The organism is Alteromonas sp. KUL17 (assembly GCF_006538305.1).
Lineage (GTDB): Bacteria > Pseudomonadota > Gammaproteobacteria > Enterobacterales > Alteromonadaceae > Alteromonas > Alteromonas macleodii.
The window spans coordinates 1-18225 of record NZ_BJKJ01000038.1 but is presented as its reverse complement, the minus strand read 5'-3'; the positions used below and the strand labels follow the sequence as shown (position 1 = coordinate 18225).

The following is an 18225-nucleotide window of genomic DNA, read 5'->3' as shown; positions in this document are numbered from 1 at the left end:
GATACATACAAAACAAGAATGCGCTACTCATTGTATTAAGGCGACGATTACATTGATAAATGGGTTACGCAATGCAATAGTGCTCTCATGTTACATGCCAATTTACATTCGATCATTTAAGCATTTATGAAGATTACATCCCAGCACTTTTCCCCTGAAGTCAAAAAACCACAGGAAACGGAAGAGAAGACTGTAAAGGTGACAGCCGAATCGCCTGCGGCTGAGAAAGCGGCCAGCAACGCAATGAAAACCGATGCTAGTCGCCAACGCATGCTTTCATGGTTTGCCAGAGTGGGAATTAGCCCCTCTATGATGTCTCCTGATCCTAAAAAGCAAAAGCATGCGCTAGAACGAAGAAAACAAATTTTAGAAACCCAAAAAGCGAGCAATCTTCAAGCTGTATTAAATATAGCATTAAATGTGACGATCAACGAACAAACTAGCGATAATCTTGATCCCGACTGGTTTTTCGCATTTAGTACCATGGCTGAGGAAATTTACAGCCCGCCCATGCAGGAATTATGGGGAAAGATTTTTGCCGTTGAGGTGGCTCGCCCGGGCAGTTTTTCCCTTCGTACATTGCAGTTATTAAAGACGCTAACGCACAGGGATGCACAAGTATTCAATAAGGCTGTGAATGTTGCGAGTAGAAGAAATAACGATGCGGTCCCGCGTATTCTTGTGGGGTATCACAAACGCAAAGGCTTGCTTTCACTATTGAGACGCCCTGTTCCTGAGCAAATTAACTTAGCCAACGTAGGGTTAAGTTACCCTGATTTGTTGTCTTTGCAAGAGATGAAGTTGATTTATACCAGCGAAATTGAAAGCGCCGAATACGATGAAGGTCAGCAAGTAACCTGGCGATGCGTAAATGAAAATATTTCATTAACCAGTAAAACGTCGGGGGTTGCTTTGGTGTATTACAAGTTCACTTCGGTCGGCAGTGAGCTGTATAAATTAGTGACTAAGTCGCCTAATGAAGTGTATTTAACCAGCATTAAGTCGGTGTTAGGCGAGGTATTTAACGTAAGTTAAATACCGTCACCAAACTCGTGCAATCCACACTCACGTTTCAAACCAAAGAAGCGCGTGTCTTGCTCACTCATTCCTTCTTGGAGCGACTGCGTGGTATGCCAATCACCGATGGATACATACCCTTGCTCCCAAAGCGGATGATAAGACAAGTCGTTATCTTTCAGGTAGTAATGTAAGTCTTTGTTACTCCAATCAATGATCGGGTAAAGTTTAAACTGCTGCCCTACTTTTTGTAGAACTGGAAGCTTTCCCCTGGTATCTGATTGGCTTCTACGCAAACCTGCAAACCACGTACCTGCTTTCAGGTCACGTAAGGCGCGCTGCATTGGCTCAACTTTGTTCATCTTATTGTACTTCTCAATACCTTCGATGCCTTGTTCCCAAAGTCTGCCAAAGCGCGCTTCCTGCCACGCAGAAGACATCTCAGCGCTGTACACATGCAAATTTAAATTGAGCTTTTCTACAAGTTCATCAATAAACTTATACGTCTCAGGAAAAAGATAGCCTGTGTCGGTAAGCACAACAGGAATATCCGGTTGTGCTTGGGTAAGCATATGCAGCATAACCGCCGATTGTGCTCCAAAGCTTGAAGACACAATATGAGTATCAGGCAAGTTGTCCAGCGCCCAAGCTACTCGCTCCTGCGCTATCATTTTCTCTAACGTTTCATTGATATCAGCAAGGGCTTCCTTACTGATATCAAGCGTTAGTGGTTGCTGCTTAATCGCTGTATTATTCGTCATAGAAATCCCGTGCGGAGTCTACTACTGGTTTTACAACACCAGCGCGAACAACATAATCACCAAAGGCTTCACCCGCTTCACGATCTTTGGCCCACTGGCCAAACAGTGAATCTAGTTCTGCCATGATTTCCTGTTCGCTTATGTTTTCTCGATACATACGTGGAATACGTGTACCTTCTCGGTTTCCACCCAAATGCAAATTGTATTTGCCTGGGCCTTTACCTACTAAACCAACCTCAGACAACATCGCGCGACCACAGCCATTCGGGCATCCTGTTACACGGAAGATTACGCTGTCTTCTTCCAATCCGTGTTTGGCAAGCAAACCTTCTAGCTCCGTAACGGCATCCGGCAAGTAGCGCTCAGCTTCTGCCATGGCTAACGGACAGGTTGGCAATGCAACACAGGCCATTGAGTCAAGTCGCTGGTTAGAAATCGATGGCGCTATTAAGCCATGTTCGCGGGCTAATGCTTCAATTTTGTCTTTGTCTTGCGGCGCTACACCGGCAATAATCAAATTCTGGTTTGCCGTTAAGCGGAAATCACCTTTGTGGATTTTGGCAATTTCTGCACAGCCTGTTTTTAGCGTTTTACCTGGGTAATCTAAAATACGGCCGTTCTCAATAAATACGGTCAGGTGATATTTGCCGTCAATACCTTCAACCCAGCCAAAGCGATCGCCACGGCCCGTAAATTCATACGCACGGCTGTCTTGGAAAGTCACGCCTGCGCGTTTTTCAACTTCAGCCTTAAAGTTGTCTACCCCAACACGCTCTAACGTATATTTGGTTTTCGCGTTCTTACGATTAACACGGTTCCCCCAATCACGCTGAGTTGTTACAACCGCTGCGGCAACGTCTAGCGTGTTTTCAAGCGGAATAAATCCGAAATCAGAGGCTTTACGCGGGTACGTGCTCTTGTCGCCGTGAGTCATTGCAAGACCACCACCGACAAGTACGTTAAAGCCAACTAGCTGTCCATTTTCAGCAATCGCAACAAAGTTAAGATCATTCGCGTGAACATCTACATCATTTTGCGGAGGAATAACTACCGTAGTTTTAAACTTACGCGGCAAGTAGTTATCACCCAAAATAGGCTCTACAGGCTTTTCAGTCGTTTCGACTTTTTCACCGTCTAACCAGATTTCAGCATACGCGCGGGTTTTAGGTAGTAAGTGTTCACTTATCTTCTTCGCCCATTCAAATGCCTGAAGGTGAAGCTCAGATTCAACCGGATTTGACGTACATAGTACGTTTCGGTTTACGTCGCCTGCCGTAGCAATAGAGTCGATGCCTACCTTGTTTAGCATTTGGTGCATGGACTTAATCTTAGGCTTTAACACACCGTGAAACTGGAAAGTTTGACGGGTTGTTAAACGAATGCTGCCGTACATGGTGTGATCGGCTGCAAACTTATCAATCGCTAACCATTGGTCAGGCGTAATAACACCACCAGGTAAACGGGCACGCAACATCACATTGTGAAGCGGCTCAAGTTTCTGCTTTGCACGCTCAGCGCGAATATCACGATCGTCTTGTTGGTACATACCGTGAAAGCGAATAAGCTGGAAGTTATCAGCGGTGAAACCACCAGTAAGATCATCTTTAAGATCGGTAGTGATGGTGCCACGCAAATTATTACTTTCACGCTTTAAACGCTCGTTGTCAGCCAGTTTGCCCTCAACGATAAATGGTGATTTTTCGTTACTCATTAATAGACATCCTTCTGATAACGTTTCGCTTTACGTAACTCTACAACATAGGCTTTTGCATCGGCTTCAGATTTACCGCCGTGCTCTTGCACAATACTAATTAGGGCGTTCTCTACATCTTTTGCCATGTGCATTGCATCGCCACACACATAGAAGTGTGCGCCCTGCTCTAGCCATTCATACACTTCTTTACCGTTTTCTAGTAAACGGTGCTGAACATATACTTTTTCTTCTTGGTCACGAGAAAATGCCAGCGTAATTTTGTCTAGCAGGCCTTCTTTAACGTAGCCTTGCCATTCCACTTGATATAAAAAATCTTGCGTGAAATGTGGGTTGCCAAAGAACAACCAGTTTTTGCCTTCTGCGCCTTGTACGTCACGCTCTTGCATGAACGATCTAAACGGTGCAATACCCGTACCCGGGCCGACCATGATCACTGGCGTATTTGGATCAGCGGGCAAACGGAAGTTATCGTTACTTTCTACGAACACTTCTACGTCGCCATTTTCTTCTAGATATTCACACAAAAAGCCAGATGCGCCGCCTTGATGACGATGTCCAAACGCTTCATAGTCAACGTGAGCTACAGTTAAATGTACTTCTTCTTCCACTTCGGCTTGGCTTGATGCTATCGAGTACAAGCGAGGCGTTAGCGGTCGCAAAGCATCTACAAGCTGTTGTTCAGACAACTTACCCGGATGGTCGCGCACAATATCAATAATTTGACGTTCGGCCATGTAGGTACGCAGCTGCGCTTTATCTTCCATCAATGTAGCCAATGATTCAGAGCCTGTCGCCTCTTGATATGACTTAATGAAATTAGGGTAACTTAAGGTTAATTCAAGCTTCGACGTTAATGCTTCGGTGAGTGACATGGTCGCGTCAGCCACAGACACTTCTGTATTGCCGTTTAATGACAAGATACTAATAAGCTCTGACACTAGAGATGCTGCATTTTTAAACCATACACCAAGCGCATCACCTGGCTTGTAGGTAATTCCGCTATCTTCAAGGCTTATTTCAATATGGCGTATATCTTTAACAGAATCACGACCTGTGATTTTTTGTGCGTCAATTAAGGTCGCTTTAAACGGCGCTTTCTTGGTGTAAGTTTGCGCTGCTACACCCTGCACTGCCGCGCCAGTTTGCGCCGCTACCGCTGCTTGCGGAGCTGCACTAAAATCGTCTTTTAGCGAGTCGATGAGCTTGCTCAGCCATGCTTCGGCTTCCGCTTCATAATCAACGTCGCAGTCCAGACGCTCTACAATAGCTTTACCGCCAAGCTTACCTAAGCGTTCATCAAAGTCTTTACCCGTTTGGCAGAAAAACTCGTAACTACTGTCACCTAAACCCAAAACTGCATATTTGGTATCAGCAAGCTTCGGGGCTTTTTTGCCAGCCAAGAATTCATGTAGCTCAATAGCATCGTCTGGTGCATCACCTTCACCATGGGTACTAACAAATACCGCAACGTGAGTTTCTGCTTTCAAGTTACGTGGCTTGTAATCTGCCATGCTAACCAGCTTGCTATTAAAGCCCGCTTCTTCTGCTTTCGCTTGACACTGCGCTGCAACACCTTTTGCATTACCGGTTTGTGAACCGTACAAAATAGTAAGCGTTGGCGCGTCACCCGCTACTGCAGGAGTGCCTTGCATCATTGGTGCAACCGAACCACCTTGTGCAGCAGCCATGCCCGCAGCATAACCACTTACCCAAGTAAGTTGATCACGATTTAAGCCTGCAATGGCTTGCGTTATTGCATTCCACTGCTGTTCGTTTAATACCGCGCCTGGCGCTGAGTTCGAATTAGAATCTTGTGACATAGTCTTTTAGCCTTTTATCAATGGCGCTAAGGCTAACGGCTTTCTTCAAGAAGAGAAAAGAATAAATGAAACTTTTTTATTACTGAAAGTGCTAATGACTGTGCGAATAGGTAATAACACAATTGAATTTGGGCGAGAAGCAACAAAAAAGGGCGAGGCTGCAATCGCAGCCTCGCCCTTTAAAATCCGTATTTGAGGCTTAGAAGTGAAGTTCTAGCCCTGCGAATACACCATCGAATTCCATATCAGCGTACACATCATCAAGGTCTTCAATATCTACCGTTACATTTCTGTAACCCACTTGAAGCGTCATATCAACCGCTAAACTCTCAATAAACGAGTACTGAATTGCAGCTTGATAATCACTAAGCTCATGGTCGTCGAACGACAAATAGCTTCCTTCAAAGTATGCTGATAAACCAGTAAACGGTAAACCTAGCTGAACCTTTGAGTAGGCCATTGGAACAATACCAGAGAACTCTGCAGATCCGCTTGTGTCACTCGCTCTATCCACAACGAACAGTGCGCCGTCGATGTACTTTGCATTAACACCTAAGTCAAAGCTCACTAGATCGTTATCGAATAACTCGTAGTACAAAATGAAATCTGTAGCATCAAGCTCTACATCTGTATTAACCGTGGTGCTTTCAGTAAATAATTCACCGTCGAAAGTGAATTCAGACTGAAGCGTTGTGGTGCCCGAGTTATCTAATGTCGTGTGATTTACTTTTACATTAGGTAAAAACGGTACAGGATGCTCAAAGGCAATGTATAGCGCCGTATTGGTCTCATCATCAAAGTTAAAGTCAGCGGTGTTGTTGCTATCAGCAAAACCGCCCTGCGTGTCGGTTTGCCATACTTGGGCTCCAACATATACGCCTGCGATAGTGTCTGCATGAGATGAAACTGAAACTAATGCGCATCCCAATGCGGCAGCTATAAGACCCTTTTTCATTAATTATCCTTGATTAAGAAGTTCTGAAAGTTCAATTAAAGCAGCGTTTGCACGAGAAATATAGTTTGCCATTACCAAAGAATGGTTCGCTAACATGCCAAATCCACTACCATTTAAAATCATTGGACTGAATACCGACTGCTGCGTCGCTTCCAGTTCACGAATAATTTGCTGAAGACTAACCAATGCATTCTTATCTTCCAATACGTCGTAAAATTCAATTTCCACGGCTTTTAGAAAGTGAAGTAAAGCCCACGTAGCACCGCGTGCCTCATAGAAATTATCGTCTAGTTTCCACCAACTCGTTTTAACTACACGCTGGCTGGCTACAGGAGAAGACTGCTTTGCATTCGAGTCACCCGCCAGGTCAGTGTTCAATCTAGCCGATCCTACGCTGGCACTAAGTCTTTGTGAATAACTGCCCAACCGTTTTTCTACCTGTTTCAACCATTCGCGCAAGTTGTCTGCGCGAGTATAAAACTGACTGTCGGTGTTTCGGGTATTCGCTAGCTCGTCACGGTATTTTTTTAGAAGCTCTATACCGTCAGAGTAACTCGATTCAGAAGAAGGCAACGCCCAGCTTTTGTGATCCATATTAAACTTAGGGTGAGCTTTTGTAAGGTATGGATTTTCAATAGATTGGGATTGAGAGCGGCTGAAGTCTTTACGCATAGAGAGTGCAAGGTCTCGCACCATTTCCAGCGCACCGAATTCCCATGCAGGCATGTTATCTAAAAAGATGCCAGGAGGCGTAATATCGTTAGAAAGATATCCACCAGGCTTATCAAGTAAGGTTTCCGACACATCAATCATGGTTGTTGTTAATGTGTAACCCGCAATATTAGTTGGATTCTCAACAGGCGAGTTTTGCTTTAAACGTTGTCTAACATCAAACGTGTCTGGGGATAGGCTCCAATACCATCCTATTAGCCAGAAAAGTAAAACTATCACTACAGCGACAATCGCTATCCGTTTTGAGTTAATAGATTGTCTCATATAACACCAACCTTCCTTTTAAATAACAAATAGCCGACGGAGGTCAGCTATTTGTAGTCTTAATACTATGTGAAAAATGCGAAACCTTTGTGACGGTCGTCTTTATATCACCATCTTTTACTACGTTAACACAACTTAAATAAAATTATGATGATTATACATTATGGTGCATATTTCGGTCATTTTGCTGCTTATAAGCGGCAGAGTTTCGATTTTTCAAAGCATATAGCGCTATCGCGATAAGTATAATTGGCCAAAATGCACTTACTCCCACCACCAATAATGCTAAAAATCCTGCGCCTAGCGCTAAAAGAATTGTGCCCATAACGCTTACAGCAACAACGAAACCAACGATAGCGAGGACTACGCCGATTAGCGATAACACTGCTACGTTTTCCCAAGGACTTAGCAATTCATCTGACATGATTAAGTGCATACCCAACCAGCTATCTACTAAGCTGCCTAAACAATTCACCAAAATAATGGCGATGACCAATGCAATCAGAAAGTTTTTCATTACACTAATCTCGGTAATAAGATAACGGCTGCAATATAAGCCACTAGCGTAATAGGCGTAGCGATGAACAAGCCTGCTACAGCTGCCGCTCTAACCCATACTGCATCTATATCAAAATAACGTGCAACTCCTGCACACACACCTGAAATGATTCCAGAATCAAGGTCTCTATAAATTCGTTTTTGTGATGGTACTTTCATCATCTTCTCCAAAAATGCTTACTTCGATATCTACAATGCGGGCTGCGGCTCTCAAGGTCGCCTACGCGACCTTCTTCTTCTTAAGTTCAGCCAATTCCTTTTCGATAGCTTCATCTGCTTCCATTGCATCGAACTCGGCCTGCAGTGACGTTGCTTCATTCGACTTTGTTAGGTCGTACGCATCAACTTGCGCTTCTAGATGATCAATGCGCTGCTCGTAACTCTCAAAACGCATCATGGCATCATCAATTTTTCCTTCGTGATCAGCTTGCTTCACTTTTAAGCGTGTTTGCGCTGAATGCTTGCGTTGAACCAGCGTTTTTTGCTTGGCTTTTGCTTCGGCTAACTTACTGTTCAGACGCGCAGTATCGCCTTGGATTTTTTCGATACTTTCTGCAATATGCGCTTCTTGTTCTTCAAGAGAAGCTAGCTTTGCAACATACTTTTGTTTTTCGATTAGTGCGGCTTTAGCCAATGACTCTTTGTCATTATTCATTGCGATCTGTGCTTTGTGCTGCCACCCTTCCACTTCTTTGTTTGCTGATGCCATTTGGCGTGCAAGGGTTTTCTGCTGAGCAATAAAGCGCGCTGCATCAGTGCGAACCTCAACTAAGGTTTCTTCCATTTCTTGAATAATCAAGCGAATGATTTTTTCAGGATCTTCCGCTTTATCTAACATTGCGTTGATGTTTGCTTGAACAATATCGTTAATGCGCGAAAACATACCCATGATTATTTCTCCGTTAAAAGTAGTGTTGTGGTTTCCAGCACTTATTCTTAGTTACGCTGACCGCTGGTTACCGCTGACTGAGTTCTCCTCAACACTCTAACTATTACAATCACCATGCCATTTATTTAAGGCACTGTTTTTAAAAGATTTTAATTTAATTCCGGAAATTACCAACTGTTCACCAAGCAACCAAGTACAATTTTTTAGCGTATTTAACCAACAAATTTGTTAATTTGACCAACCCTGTTTATTGCGTTTTTAATGTTTAAGTCACTGTGCTACACGCACAAAAAAAGCGCCTTTCGGCGCTTTTGCTAGATACCAATATCGAATTAGTCGGCATCTTGTTCTGTAGAACTACCTTCAGACGGGGTAGCAACAACTAAATCAGTCACGCTGACCTTACCACTTCCGCGCACTTCTTGTGGGCTTAGCTCAAAGTGATACGTTGCGTTTGCTACTGCTTGGTATACGTCAGCCTTAATTTCCTGTGATGTGGTAGCCACTGCGTTTGAAACCACATTAGTTAAAAATGTTTGAAGCACTGACTCTTCTGCATTTGCTACGCTGCTTGCCATGCTTGCTGTCAGTAAAGTTGCTGCGATTAGTGAAGTTTTCATAATTTCCCTCTGAAGTTAGTCAGTGCAACAACACGCCGTTGTTGCGATACTTAGAGGATTGCGAGAGCTGTGCCAACTCCTTTAAAAACACTTAAGGCATTGATATATATAAATTTAAATAAAAAAGCTCGCGAGACAGCGAGCTTATAAGAATTGAACAAATATTAAACTTTGGTCAAAATTACTAAATCGTTAGTCTTTTTGACTATTAAACGCAGCGACATCCTTTTGTGCACTTTCTACAGCGTCTAGCGCATTTAGCAGCAGATTGGGATCTGGATTTTTTCCTGTTCCATTTTGGCTTAAGTATCTACGCCAAATACGTCCACCTGCTTGCCCTTGATAAAGACCCAAAATATGCCGAGCTGCATGCCAGGGTTTAAAATAGGGATCGTCTTGGCGTTCAATATACTGCTGCATTTTCAGCACAATTTCTCGGCGTGACATGCTCTGAGCTTCAGTATCTCCGAAAATCTCTTTATCTACGGTAGCCATAATGTAAGGATTGGCGTAAACCTCACGCCCTACCATAACGCCATCAACAAGTTCTAGCTGTTGCTGGGTTTCTTCTAGCGTTTTAACCCCACCATTTATGCTAATAGATAATTCTGGGCGAGCCTGTTTAAGTCTATGAACCCGCGGATAGTTTAACGGCGGAATTTCGCGATTTTCTTTTGGGCTCAATCCCTGTAGCCACGCTTTCCTTGCGTGAACAATAAAGGTATCGCATCCGGCATCTGTCACGGTATCGATGAAACGAGCGAAGTCTTCATCTTCGTCCATATCATCAATGCCAATACGGCACTTTACCGTAACGGGAATATCTACCGCAGCCTGCATGGCTTTGACACAACTTGCTACCACCTCTGGCTGGGCCATCAAGCAGGCACCGAAGCTACCGTTCTTAACTCGATCACTTGGACAACCTACGTTTATATTAACTTCATCATAACCGCGCGCTTGTGATAGCTCAGCACACTTCGCCATGTCAGACGGATCGCTTCCGCCCAGTTGAACAGCAACAGGATGTTCCTCTTGGTTGTAACCCAGATAGTCACCCTTGCCGTAAATGATCGCGCCTGTGGTTACCATTTCTGTATAGAGAAGTGTGTGCTTAGACATTAATCGTAAAAAATAGCGACAATGGCGGTCTGTCCAATCCAGCATTGGAGCGACAGAAAATTTACGGTTGAAAGAGATGTCAGACATAGACATTAAAACCTTGATTAATTTGTAAAAAAGTAAATTTCATCGCATTTTTACCGATTTCAAAATTAGTGACATTTCCGTGGTATTCCGTCGATTTTTCCCTTTCAGGAATACAATAGGAATACAAAAATATGGCGTTTTACTCAATCAACAAGCGGCTTTGCGGAGAACGAACCGTATATTCTACTTCTGTAAAACAGAAAAACAAAGGCAAGATAGTTTTCTCCAAGTCTAAAATAACCATTTCACGCTTATGGTCTTGAAATGGATGCCTTCTTGTTCATTAAAAGTCAACGTTCACAAAAAGTGAACACTCGAAAATAATGAACAAAGGTTGCAATATTGTTCATTTTTTCGTACTGTTCAATAATAGTGAACATGAAATATAAATGAACAAATGGATAACTTACTAGCTGAAGCTGCGAAACTATTAGCCGCGAATACCAAGCTAAATGTCACTTATACGCATCACGATGCCCGAAATGCTGAGGAAACGGACGGACAGCTGACGATCACTCACGGAAACCAGAAACAGACTTGGTGTGTGGAAGAAAAGGAGGGGCTTACTCGCCACAGACTACACAAGCTTCAACTAGAAAAAATAGTTTTTAACAACAAAAAACACTTATAGTCACAACCTATATCAATGAGAACATTGCCGAGCTTTGCCAGGAATTGCAAATCGATTATCTCGATCTGGCAGGTAATGCGCACCTCAACATACCTCCTTTTTATATCGATATTAGAGGCAAGAAACCACCTCAAGAGCATCAAATACAACACGCGAGAAAGCTAACAGGAAAGGCGTTTCAACCTAAAGGCATGAAACTGGTCATGATGTTGTTATTGAAGCCCGAGCTTGTTAATCAGCCAATGCGGATACTTGCGGAGCAAGCTGAAATTGCTTTAGGCACGGTAAAACAAGTTTTAGATGACCTTAAGCAACTCACATTTGTTCTCGAAAAAGGGAAAAGGGACTCGTCCTCAACGAAAAAGATCTGCTTCTAACGCGATGGCTGGACGCTTATCCACACAACATGGAAGCAAAACTGGAGCAAAAGCTATATGTTCCTCAGAATATTGAGCAGCTTCGTAACGCACCGCTAGATAAGTACGGAGCACTCTGGGGCGGAGAGGTCGCCGCTGATGCCTATACTCATTACCTTACTCCCAAAACATATCAAATATATGCTGATACTGAAGCACATAAAGCCCTAGTAAAAACTTTCAGGCTACGCCGACTACGTGCTGAAGAGACAGACGTTAATATACTGAAAATTGTAGAGCCGCCTGTAGGAATCGAAAAAATTAGGGGTGAGTTACCTGGCTGTGTCGCGCCATTGCTAGTCTATGCTGAACTACTCAACAGCGATGATCCTCGCAATCTTGAAACTGCCAAAAGGATCTATCATGACCACCTCGCTTGATGTATCCGAAAAGCTGCCCAAAGGGCTTGTCGAGGTATATAGTCAGATCCATGGTATTGCCGCAGAGCTAAGTGTTCCGTTGCTAATTGTAGGGGCTACTGCACGGGATATTATCTTGGTTCACGGCTATAACGCTGCTATCGAGCGCGGTACGAAAGATGTGGACTTTGGTATAGAAGTGCAGAATTGGGAGCATTACGAAGTGTTACGAACTGCACTGATAGAAGCGGGATTTACACCGCACTCGAAGAAGGCACATCAACTAGACACGACTGACAGTGCCGGCTTGCCTTGGGAAATCGACTTGATTCCGTTTGGTGAGGTCAGCGATGATCACGGCCAGATCGCTTGGCCTCCAAAACAAGATATTCTCATGAGAGTCCTAGGGTTCGATGAAGCTTATCGCGTGGACTGAAAGAGGGCGCGAGGATAAGGGAAAAGACGCTATTGATATCTATTATGTAATAAAACACTACAGCAAGATTCCTGCGGTTGTAGATGCGCTTTACGAACAAGATTATATGGATGCGCAGGATAACGACATTATGAATGCCACCGCAATGTTGTTGGCCGACGAAGTCGCGGCCATAGTAAGGGAAAAAACATTGACCTACATAAAGCAGGCTCTGCTAAACAACGATAGTGTCTTAGAGCGCCTGAAGGTTGATATAACAAAGTACACTGTCGCAGGTTATGAAGAAGCCGACATACTCATAGAGATTATAAAAGATAGGCTAAATGGAGGATAAAACCATCGGTTGTTTCTGGATATTTCCGTCAATATCCTTACACTGAGGAACACAATAGGAATACAACGAATGTCACTTTTTACCGAAATCCCCATATATATCAAGGCGTTTTAAAATTAGGCGTGACTATCCAGCATTGGAGCGACAGAGAATTTACGATTTAGCGGAGTGATAGACACGACAGGAACCTCAGACACAGTTATTACTCATATACCTCGCATACGCGCGAGCGGCGTATAGTACCTATGTTCAATAAAAAACAATGTCGCTTGCCATTATTTGATAGGCCTATTCCAGCCTTAAAAAACAGCTCAAATCGTAGAACGCATAAGTAAATCTTCATAGATTATTCAACTTACTGAAAAGATAACGTTTTTTGTAGGTATTTGCCACTATTATGCTTTTAGCGTATTTCAAAGTTCACGATTAGCGGCTATTGTATAAAGTAATAACCATAATTATTAGCACAGACAAAAATGTGATTGCAGCTCATTAGCGTGTTCAACGCAAAGAACTGCGCCTTCCGGAGACATTTTATGGCGGACAAGAAGCCGAAGGATCAGCAAGCGCAAGACGTAACTCAAACTGAAGGCGCGCCCAAACCAGCAGACGAACTTGCTCAACTTAGAGAAATTTTGTTTGGTCAAACAAACCGTGCATTCCGTGCAGATCTTTCTGCATTGGAGTCGCGGGTCAACGACAGCTTCTCTAAACTGAATACGCATCTTGATAATCAGTTTAACGATATACGTAAGCTTATTGACCAACAGATCACAGAATTATCGAATCAGTTGGCCAGTGCTAACGACAACCACAGTAACGTGCAAGAGCAACTTCAAAACACCACTGACAAATTGCAAAGTGAATTGGAGATAGCGGAAACTGCTGCAAAGAATGACAACGATGCATTGGAAGCTCATGTGGTTAAAGAACTAGAGTCGCTTGATAATTTATTTAGTAAGCGTCACCAAGAGCTGTTAGAGAAGCTTCAGCAGGTTACCAGTGAGCTTTCAGAAAGTAAAACCGATAGAAAAACGTTGGCAAACTTACTTTCGACCATGGCCACCAACCTCGCTACAGATCATTAATTAATGACTGAAAAAGTGCCGCCGTCTGAGCTATCTGACAACTCTCTAGACAAAGTCAGAGAGCTACTCATTGGAAGGGACGACAAGTTCGTTCAAGAAAAATTGAATCGCGATGCGAAAGGCATCGTGACAAACGTCGTTTCTGAAGCGCTCTTTGAACGAGAGACAAAGGACGGCTCGGTTAACAAAGTACTTGTTCCTCTTGTAGAGAAGTCGCTTCACCGCTCTATAGAAGCTAATAGCGACAAGATCGTTGGTACACTTTATCCCTTGGTTGGCACGCTTGTAAGAAAGGCGGTATCTTCATTTCTTGTTGAGTTTGTCGAGCGCACTAACGCGCTTATCGAAAACAGCTTAAGTCCCAAAAGCGTATCTTGGCGATTCAAAGCTTGGCAGTCCGGAGTCAGGTATTCTGAATTTGTCGCATCTCAAATTTACCAATACCAAGTCCAACAGCTGCTTGTCATTCATCGAGAGACCGGCACGTTACTTCACAGCATTTCTTCAGATCCTGATAAAGAAAAAGACGCAGACTTAATTTCGTCAATGCTAGTGGCCATTAATGACTTTGTGGCAGATGCGTTTGGCGTTACCAGTACCGAGTCAGAAAACGAGCTCGGCGAGATAAAAACGGAAGACTTTACGCTGCTAATAAAAATTGGGCCACAAGCGCTGCTTGTTGCTGCGGTTACGGGCAGTATTCCTCCAGAGGTACGCGGAAAACTTCAACAGGCGTTGGAAGACTTTCATCAGTTCTATCAGCAACCGTTGCTCACTTATGAAGGTGACAATGCGCCCTTCGACGGTTGCGAAACCATTCTTTCAGACTGCTTAATAAGCGAAAGAAAAGAGGGTGAAGGAAAAAATCAAACCGATTAATAGGTGCACTAGTGCTTCTGGTGATTTTTTTCGCACTTGCAGTGCTGTCTTTTATGCGTTTGTCGCTAAGCATCTTAAAAAGCGACTTGCACGAGCTTCCCCCTCCACCTGGCATCATAGTAACTGATACTTATGTTTCCAATGGGAATGTGCACGCTAAAGTCCTTCGCGACCCAGTCGCTACCAGCATCGAACAATGGTTTAGCGATAATAACATCGATGCAGAAAGAGTTACTGTTATTGAAGAACCCTTTGTTTCTTTAAAACCAAGTGTGGTTGAACGCAAACTTGAAAAGCTCGTGAGCGACTATCCACTCAGCGAATCAGAAAGCCTATTAATTAAAAAAGGTGATGACCATAGCTTTATTATTTCAGGAACCGTATTCACCCCAACCGCAATTAACTTTACTCAGCAAATAAACGCTATTCCTGGTATTTCGACAGTTAACGTTGATACCACCGCGCTAAACGTCAAAGCAGCCTATCAAATTGACAATGCTGAGCTCCAGAAAGCCGCATTGAACCGATTAGTTAATAAGGTTTCGTCACAAAATGTACTTTTTGCTACTAACCAAGAAGCGCTTTCTGAAGTACAGTTAGCAAAATTAGAACCTCTGGCAAATGACATAAAACAATTGTTAACCCTTGCTGACAAGACAAAAACTGTTGTCAGTATTGTTGTGATGGGTGCCAGTGATAATTCAGGCTCAAGCGCACGAAATCGCGCATTGAGTCAAAAACGAGCAGAGAATGTTGTGAATTCATTAATTTCACTTGGCGTAGAAAGTGATATTCTTATACCTGTAAGCTTAGGAGAGCTACCATTGCAGAAAGCATCAATGGGGCGTTCAGTCATGTTAAACGTTTTAATATCCAGTGAGCAGTAGTAAGGAAGCTTTGCAGTGATACAGAAAAAAGTATGTATTTTAGGGCCCACTGGTGTTGGCAAAACAAGCCTGATAAAACAGTTCGTTGAAGGTATTTTCTCCGAAAAATACAAGACCACTATTGGCGTAAAAATAGACAAGAAACAAGTCAATAAAGACGGACGCGGCGTTCAGCTTCTACTTTGGGATTTAGAAGGTATCGACAGATACTGTGGCTTCAACCCTCGCTACCTTCGCGGCGCAAGCGCCTACATTATTGTAGTTGACCAAACTCGGTCTCAATCCTTGCTTGAAGGCATGGAAATTCTAGAACTCGCACGCGAACACTACCCCGATATCCCCGCATTTTTTGTTGTAAATAAAACCGATCTCCCCACAAGTTGGCACTGGAGTGAGGAAGAACTCAATTCTTACGCTCAAAAATTCGCTTCACTAACGAAGACCAGCGCAAAGACCGGTGAAAATGTAGAGAATTTATTCAGTACAATTGCGTTTTGGTAGGAGATTGCCATGGATATTCATTTATTAAATGCATTGGGCATTACTAACTGCGCGCTATTTAGGTGTAACTCCGAAAGCGACATTGAATGCTTAACGCCAGAACTTCCATGGCTAGCAAATGTTGTTTCGATTGACGAAAACAATAAACTGCAAAAGAAGCATATCCCCTCTATTTTTTTAGACGACTTTTTTCTCGATGCCGACGAAGTATGGAAAGGCGAAACGTCATTTACGCTTTCATCTGGCTTTTGGACGGAGCACAATGAGAGCCAAGTACTTCGCTTAGAAGCATTGGCAATTAATAGCGAATCGGGTTCTCGCTATCTGGTCGTTAAAAACGTAGAAGAGCAATTTGACGAAAAACGTAAAACGCTGCAAGCCGCACGGGAATTATTGCTAAGCCATCACGAAATTGTAGGTCAGCATGAGTATATTAGGCACAAATTAAATGGTGTTTTACGCAAGAACACCCGACTTCAAAAGCTCGTTCCGCCCATTCAGCAAGCTATTCACAACCTGGAAACCGGCGTTGTCATTTTAGACGACAAAGGCGGATTGATATTGGACAACAAAGCGTCTCATAGATTGCTGCTGTGTAATAGCACAACGCCAAGCTCAATTCGCGTCAACGAGCTTCTTACTGATATTGATGCGCCGGCAACGTTTCTTCCCGCACTGGTGCAGCGAAAAGCCCCCTGGCAAGGTGAGCTTTATTGGCAACCTGTTGACGATTATGGTGTGTGGCTTCAGGTTACCATTCACCCTGTATTGCAAGGGGATGAGTTAACCCATTGGGTTTACCTACTTACCGATATTACCCATATCCACAATAAAGAAGAGAGCGTATTGACTGCCAGTGGAATGGACTCGTTAACAAAGGTAGCCAATCGCAATTTGTTTACCGATACAGTAAGAAGACTGGTTCAGGAAGAAATCGCATTCAAGTTGTTCATAATAGATATATGCGACTTTAAAAAGATAAATGAATCACTTAGCTATCAGTCGGGTGACGAGATCCTTAAATCGTTCGCACTGCGACTGCAAACCTTTGTCGGCAACAGCGGGTTTATAGCGAGAATAGGCAGTAACGAGTTTGCATTGGTGAAACGTGAAGATACCTTTAACGAACTTACCAGTGCCGAGTATATTGAGCAGCTAGTCAATAAGCTCACTCAAACCTATACCGTTCTCAATGGCAGCGAGGCGAATTTAGGCATAAATATTGGCGAAGCGAACTTTCCCCGACACTGCCCGTCAACCGAATCACTTCTTCAATGTGCTGACATCGCCTTGCAGGCCGCTAAATACCAAGGTCGCAATGTGGCACTTACCTACAGTGAAGCACTGCACAAACAACATCATGCAATCAACGAGCTTGAGAGTCAGCTACGTTCTGCCATCGAAAACAATGAACTCAAACTCTTTTTGCAGCCTATTGTCGATTTAGAGACTGGCAAGATTGTTAAATGCGAGGCTTTGGCAAGGTGGATAACGTCGGAAGGTAAGTTTATTTCCCCAGAAGTCTTCATTCCTCTTGCTGAAAAAAGTGAACTCATTTTCCCTTTCGGCGAGTGGCTTATCAATGCAGCTTGTGATGCTATAGAAGCGTTAAAGGCCTCTAATTTAGACATTAGGTTGGCCATTAATATCTCTGGCCGCCAAGTATCAGATTTAGCACTACTAAACCAAATTAAAAACGCATTGGAAGATCACCAAATCCCCGGCTCAAACTTATCTATCGAGTTAACCGAAAGCGTGTTTGTGGAAAGCTTGGATACTGTTTCAGTATTACTCAACGAGCTTCGAGCAATGGGTATCACCGTGTCGATTGACGATTTCGGTACAGGTTTTAGTTCACTGGTGTATCTGAAGAAACTGCCTATCGATGAGCTTAAGATTGACCGTTCCTTTGTCAGTGAACTTGAGAAAAACACCGACGACCAAGCTATCGTTCAGGCTATTCTTGGACTGGCGAGCAACTTAAACATTAAGATTATTGCAGAAGGTATTGAAACCCAACAGCAGCAACAGTTTTTGCAAAATCATCGGTGTGCTTATGGACAGGGTTACTTATATCAGCGCCCTGTTGCCATACCTGAATTTATAACTTTAGCGCAAAAGCTAAAGTAAGCTTAAGCAAAGCCTCATCAGCCAT

General features: G+C 43.4%; 21 protein-coding genes. 11 read left to right on the top strand and 10 right to left on the bottom strand.

Annotated features, from left to right (window positions below; genetic code table 11):
• The first annotated feature begins 198 nt into the window (after positions 1-198).
• Positions 199-1035 carry a TIGR03899 family protein gene (locus tag KUL49_RS19975; protein ID WP_131138389.1) on the top strand — a complete coding sequence of 279 codons (837 nt, stop codon included), beginning with the start codon at positions 199-201 and terminating at the stop codon, positions 1033-1035.
• Here KUL49_RS19975 and KUL49_RS19970 read toward each other — a convergent pair.
• From KUL49_RS19970 to dusA, 10 genes are all read right to left on the bottom strand, one after another.
• Positions 1032-1778 (bottom strand): phosphoadenylyl-sulfate reductase, encoded by a 747-nt coding sequence (locus tag KUL49_RS19970; protein ID WP_131138383.1) that lies wholly within the window; start codon positions 1776-1778, stop codon positions 1032-1034. The two genes, KUL49_RS19975 and KUL49_RS19970, sit on opposite strands and share 4 nt — an antisense overlap.
• On the bottom strand, positions 1768-3489 hold the full coding sequence (gene cysI / locus KUL49_RS19965) for an assimilatory sulfite reductase (NADPH) hemoprotein subunit (protein ID WP_039227383.1): 1722 nt from the start codon (positions 3487-3489) through the stop codon (positions 1768-1770). The genes KUL49_RS19970 and cysI overlap by 11 nt, the downstream gene beginning before the upstream one ends.
• On the bottom strand, positions 3489-5312 hold the full coding sequence (locus KUL49_RS19960) for an assimilatory sulfite reductase (NADPH) flavoprotein subunit (protein WP_014950719.1): 1824 nt from the start codon (positions 5310-5312) through the stop codon (positions 3489-3491). The genes cysI and KUL49_RS19960 overlap by 1 nt, the downstream gene beginning before the upstream one ends.
• 199 nt (positions 5313-5511) lie before the next feature.
• Positions 5512-6267: a TIGR04219 family outer membrane beta-barrel protein gene (locus tag KUL49_RS19955; RefSeq protein WP_014950720.1), complete on the bottom strand. Its 756-nt coding sequence runs from the start codon at positions 6265-6267 to the stop codon at positions 5512-5514.
• A 3-nt stretch (positions 6268-6270) separates the two neighbouring features.
• A complete protein-coding gene (locus tag KUL49_RS19950; RefSeq protein ID WP_014950721.1) occupies positions 6271-7263 on the bottom strand; it encodes a DUF2333 family protein in 993 nt (330 codons plus the stop codon).
• A gap of 154 nt (positions 7264-7417) precedes the next feature.
• Positions 7418-7780 (bottom strand): hypothetical protein, encoded by a 363-nt coding sequence (locus tag KUL49_RS19945; protein WP_131138382.1) that lies wholly within the window; start codon positions 7778-7780, stop codon positions 7418-7420.
• Positions 7780-7980, bottom strand: a complete 201-nt coding sequence (locus KUL49_RS19940) for a PspC domain-containing protein (protein ID WP_014950723.1) — start codon at positions 7978-7980, stop codon at positions 7780-7782. The genes KUL49_RS19945 and KUL49_RS19940 overlap by 1 nt, the downstream gene beginning before the upstream one ends.
• Positions 7981-8041: 61 nt before the next feature.
• Positions 8042-8710, bottom strand: a complete 669-nt coding sequence (pspA, locus tag KUL49_RS19935; RefSeq protein ID WP_131138381.1) for a phage shock protein PspA — start codon at positions 8708-8710, stop codon at positions 8042-8044.
• A 332-nt stretch (positions 8711-9042) separates the two neighbouring features.
• A complete protein-coding gene (locus KUL49_RS19930; protein WP_014950725.1) occupies positions 9043-9330 on the bottom strand; it encodes a hypothetical protein in 288 nt (95 codons plus the stop codon).
• Positions 9331-9522: 192 nt separating this feature from the next.
• A complete protein-coding gene (gene dusA, locus KUL49_RS19925) occupies positions 9523-10545 on the bottom strand; it encodes a tRNA dihydrouridine(20/20a) synthase DusA (protein ID WP_373995664.1) in 1023 nt (340 codons plus the stop codon).
• A gap of 391 nt (positions 10546-10936) precedes the next feature.
• Here dusA and KUL49_RS19920 point away from each other — a divergent pair, with 391 nt between their 5' ends.
• From KUL49_RS19920 to KUL49_RS19880, 10 genes are all read left to right on the top strand, one after another.
• On the top strand, positions 10937-11170 hold the full coding sequence (locus KUL49_RS19920; RefSeq protein ID WP_131138379.1) for a hypothetical protein: 234 nt from the start codon (positions 10937-10939) through the stop codon (positions 11168-11170).
• 44 nt (positions 11171-11214) lie between these two features.
• Positions 11215-11547 (top strand): hypothetical protein, encoded by a 333-nt coding sequence (locus tag KUL49_RS19915; protein ID WP_131138378.1) that lies wholly within the window; start codon positions 11215-11217, stop codon positions 11545-11547.
• Positions 11548-11576: 29 nt separating this feature from the next.
• Positions 11577-11966, top strand: a complete 390-nt coding sequence (locus KUL49_RS19910; RefSeq protein ID WP_242633910.1) for a type IV toxin-antitoxin system AbiEi family antitoxin — start codon at positions 11577-11579, stop codon at positions 11964-11966.
• Entirely contained in the window at positions 11950-12381 is a 432-nt protein-coding gene (locus tag KUL49_RS19905; protein WP_131138376.1) for a hypothetical protein, read from the top strand. Before KUL49_RS19910 ends, KUL49_RS19905 begins: the two co-directional genes overlap by 17 nt.
• On the top strand, positions 12359-12715 hold the full coding sequence (locus KUL49_RS19900) for a hypothetical protein (RefSeq protein ID WP_131138375.1): 357 nt from the start codon (positions 12359-12361) through the stop codon (positions 12713-12715). Before KUL49_RS19905 ends, KUL49_RS19900 begins: the two co-directional genes overlap by 23 nt.
• A 536-nt stretch (positions 12716-13251) precedes the next feature.
• Positions 13252-13803, top strand: coding sequence for a hypothetical protein (locus KUL49_RS19895; protein ID WP_014950727.1), 552 nt, complete (start codon positions 13252-13254; stop codon positions 13801-13803).
• Between the two features lie 3 nt (positions 13804-13806).
• Positions 13807-14682 carry a hypothetical protein gene (locus tag KUL49_RS21385; RefSeq protein WP_242633909.1) on the top strand — a complete coding sequence of 292 codons (876 nt, stop codon included), beginning with the start codon at positions 13807-13809 and terminating at the stop codon, positions 14680-14682.
• An 11-nt stretch (positions 14683-14693) separates the two neighbouring features.
• Positions 14694-15569 (top strand): OmpA family protein, encoded by an 876-nt coding sequence (locus tag KUL49_RS21380; protein ID WP_242633908.1) that lies wholly within the window; start codon positions 14694-14696, stop codon positions 15567-15569.
• 15 nt (positions 15570-15584) lie between these two features.
• Positions 15585-16070 (top strand): Rab family GTPase, encoded by a 486-nt coding sequence (locus KUL49_RS19885; RefSeq protein WP_014950729.1) that lies wholly within the window; start codon positions 15585-15587, stop codon positions 16068-16070.
• A 9-nt stretch (positions 16071-16079) separates the two neighbouring features.
• Positions 16080-18200 carry a bifunctional diguanylate cyclase/phosphodiesterase gene (locus KUL49_RS19880; RefSeq protein WP_131138374.1) on the top strand — a complete coding sequence of 707 codons (2121 nt, stop codon included), beginning with the start codon at positions 16080-16082 and terminating at the stop codon, positions 18198-18200.
• Positions 18201-18225: the final 25 nt, after the last annotated feature.